This is a genomic window from Microcystis sp. M_QC_C_20170808_M3Col (assembly GCF_007095505.1).
Classification (GTDB): domain Bacteria; phylum Cyanobacteriota; class Cyanobacteriia; order Cyanobacteriales; family Microcystaceae; genus Microcystis.
In genome coordinates this window covers 1-2,625 of the sequence record NZ_SFBY01000178.1, presented here as the reverse complement: position 1 = coordinate 2,625, position 2,625 = coordinate 1, and the positions used below count along the sequence as shown (strand labels likewise).

The window sequence follows — 2,625 nt, the reverse complement described above, 5'->3', positions numbered from 1 at the left end:
AAGTTTTTCGGTGGGGGTTGGGGGTTGGGGGTTGGGGGTTGGGGGTTGGGGGTTGGGGGTTGGGGGTTGGGGGGAGATGGAGGAGCTTTTTTCAGTGATCAGTAAACAGTAAAAAGTAAACAGTAAACAGTAAACAGTAATCAGTGAACTGAAAACTCACACCTGATCCCATTTTTCTTGGCTCTACCGAACCTGTCATGTAAAACTATCAACAACTAATGCTTGTAAAGCTTGTATACTAAGGCTTTGAGTTTTTGTTAGATTGATATGTATCAACTTTAGAGCATTGCTGGGCAGAGAGGGAGCTTGAGGAATTTTCTACAGTGTAAGTTCGGAAGAACCTTTTTCTTTAGGTGTGACATAGATAGTTTACTGGGCAAGAGGCAAGAGAGTGCATGAGTACCTTTTTTAACTAGCCATCTCTGCCGCTAGTTTAGAAAATTGCTATCACATCTGCTCACTGATAACTGCTCACTGATAACTGCTCACTGCTCACTGATAACTGATCAGTGATCACTGATTAAGGGATAATCAACACTGGACAGGGGGCAAGGTTAATAACTTTGGTGGTGACGCTTTCGGACACACCTTCGCTGGTTAATCCTAAACCGCGACAACCCATAACGATCAGGTCGGCATTAACTTCATCGGCCACATCACAGATGACAAAAGAAGGTATTCCCTCCCTTTCAATCATTTCCGCCTTGATGCCAGCTTGGGCGAAAATCGCTTGCGCCGATTGTAACAATCTATCCACCGCTTCGATCGAACTCATCTTATCGTCGGCGGCAATTTCTCCGCTGGGTGTCGTTTCCACCACCGACAACAGGACCAAACGACTGTCAAAGATTTTGACTAATTCGATCACACTATTGGTCGCGTCACGACTTTCGCGGCTGTGGTCGATGGGAAATAAAATCGTCTCAAACATAATTAGCAAGTCTCTCCAATCAAATTTTTCTGGGAAAATCAGTCTTAGAACTGCAAAACTGATCCCCAAATCTGAAATAATCTTTGTCAAAGTAATTGCCGCAAGTAGCGATACCCTGATTTAATCTTTATTGTACGGTAAGCAATCTAGGAGGTTATGGGCTGTGCCAAAAAAAACAGTAGCGAATTTAACAGAAGCCGATTTAGCGGGCAAACGGGTCTTAGTCCGGGTCGATTTTAACGTTCCCATGGACAAGGCCACCGGGAAAATCAGCGATGATACCCGCATTCGGGCGGCCTTGCCAACCATTGAGGATTTAATCAAAAAAGGGGCTAAGGTTATTTTATGCAGCCACATGGGTCGTCCCGACGGTGAGGTTCAAGAAAATTTGCGTCTGACCCCTGTAGCTAAACGTCTCTCGGAATTACTGGGCCAAGAAGTAATCATGTGTCCCGATTGTATTGGTGAGGGAGTTACGGCAGCGATTGGCCAAATGTCTAACGGTCAAGTGGCCCTTTTGGAAAATCTGCGTTTCCACGGTGAAGAGGAGGCAAATAATCCCGATTTTGCCAAAAAATTAGCCGCTAACGCCGATTTATACGTTAATGATGCTTTTGGTACCGCCCACCGTGCCCACGCTTCTACGGAAGGCGTTACCCACTATCTCAGCCCCTCGGTGGCGGGTTATTTAATTGAAAAAGAATTAAACTACCTACAGTCCGCTATTGAAACTCCCCAACGTCCCCTAGCGGCGATTATCGGCGGTTCTAAGGTTTCTAGTAAAATTGGCGTGATCGAAACTTTATTAGAAAAGTGCGATAAACTGCTCATCGGTGGCGGTATGATCTTTACTTTCTACAAGGCCCGCGGTTTAAGTGTTGGTGGGTCTTTGGTGGAAGAAGACAAACTGGAATTAGCTAAATCCCTGGAAGCGAAAGCTAAAGAAAAAGGGGTGGAATTCCTCCTTCCTACTGATGTGGTGTTAGCGGATAAATTCGATAAAGAGGCCAATTCCAAAATCGTCAAGGTCGAAAATATTCCCGATGGTTGGATGGGATTGGATATTGGACCTGAATCAGTTAAAGTTTTCCAAAAAGCTTTATCTAACTGTAAATCTGTCCTCTGGAATGGCCCCATGGGGGTGTTCGAGTTCGCTAAATTCGCAGCGGGTACAGATGCGATCGCTCACACTTTAGCCGATTTAACCGCTACTGGTACAACTACCATTATCGGTGGTGGCGACTCGGTAGCGGCGGTGGAAAAAGTGGGAGTGGCGGAAAAAATGAGCCATATTTCCACCGGTGGTGGCGCTAGTTTGGAATTACTCGAAGGTAAGGTTTTACCCGGTATTGCCGCCCTCGATGAGGCCTAATTATCGCTAATATCTAAGGTTTAAACAAGGTGGGTGCTGGCCCACCTTTTTTATGAATTATCAATTAGGAATTATGAATTATAAATTATAATACTAAATCTGGTTATTAAAAACTGATTATCTATAGTCCCTATTGCCTATTGCCTGTCCTGATATGTAGCCTATACTCAACGGATTTAGTATCATTAGGATACTTCAATCGCATTGACACTCCCCGCTCTAAAGAGACGGGGATTCTTGGTTCACAGAGATTACTTGCTTAGACAGAATTGCTTCTGAAAAAGTAGAGGTATTCTCTCCCCAAGCGTTTATTGGGTCGAGC

General features: G+C 44.7%; 2 protein-coding genes. One reads left to right on the top strand and one right to left on the bottom strand.

Annotated elements, in window-relative coordinates:
• Window positions 1-520: 520 nt before the first annotated feature.
• Window positions 521-931: a universal stress protein gene (locus EWV84_RS08070; protein ID WP_287077589.1), complete on the bottom strand. Its 411-nt coding sequence runs from the start codon at window positions 929-931 to the stop codon at window positions 521-523.
• 163 nt (window positions 932-1,094) lie between these two features.
• Between EWV84_RS08070 and EWV84_RS08065 the strand changes: the two genes are divergently transcribed.
• Entirely contained in the window at window positions 1,095-2,303 is a 1,209-nt protein-coding gene (locus EWV84_RS08065) for a phosphoglycerate kinase (protein ID WP_287077588.1), read from the top strand.
• Window positions 2,304-2,625 lie beyond the last annotated feature (322 nt).